The sequence below is a fragment of the Pseudomonas crudilactis genome (genome assembly GCF_013433315.1).
GTDB lineage: Bacteria > Pseudomonadota > Gammaproteobacteria > Pseudomonadales > Pseudomonadaceae > Aquipseudomonas > Aquipseudomonas crudilactis.
This window is the reverse complement of the sequence record NZ_WXVV01000060.1, coordinates 1-519: the sequence shown is the minus strand read 5'-3', so window position 1 is coordinate 519 and position 519 is coordinate 1. Positions and strand designations below refer to the sequence as shown.

The following is a 519-nucleotide window of genomic DNA, read 5'->3' as shown; positions in this document are numbered from 1 at the left end:
ACTGGGGTGAAGTCGTAACAAGGTAGCCGTAGGGGAACCTGCGGCTGGATCACCTCCTTAATCGACGACATCAGCTGCTCCATAAGTTCCCACACGAATTGCTTGATTCATTGAAGAAGACGAAAGAAGCAGCCCGAAATTGGGTCTGTAGCTCAGTTGGTTAGAGCGCACCCCTGATAAGGGTGAGGTCGGCAGTTCGAATCTGCCCAGACCCACCAATTTTGTGTGGGAAATACCTGTAGACATACGGGGCCATAGCTCAGCTGGGAGAGCGCCTGCCTTGCACGCAGGAGGTCAGCGGTTCGATCCCGCTTGGCTCCACCACTACTGCTTCTGAAGTTTGAAAGCTTAGAAATGAGCATTCCATTGTGATGATGGTGAATGTTGATTTCTAGTCTTTGACTAGTTCGTTCTTTAAAAATTTGGGTATGTGATAGAAAGATAGACTGAACGTTACTTTCACTGGTAACGGATCAGGCTAAGGTAAAATTTGTGAGTTCTCTTAGTTGAGAAATTCGA

Annotated in this window: 2 tRNA genes and 1 rRNA gene; all 3 read left to right on the top strand. The window is 47.4% G+C overall.

The window, feature by feature from the left end:
- Positions 1-60, top strand: a 16S ribosomal RNA gene (locus GTU76_RS29780); the annotation flags it as partial.
- Positions 61-141: 81 nt separating this feature from the next.
- Positions 142-218 (top strand) — tRNA-Ile (locus GTU76_RS29775).
- Between the two features lie 30 nt (positions 219-248).
- A tRNA-Ala gene (locus GTU76_RS29770) sits at positions 249-324 on the top strand.
- The last annotated feature ends 195 nt before the right edge of the window (positions 325-519 follow it).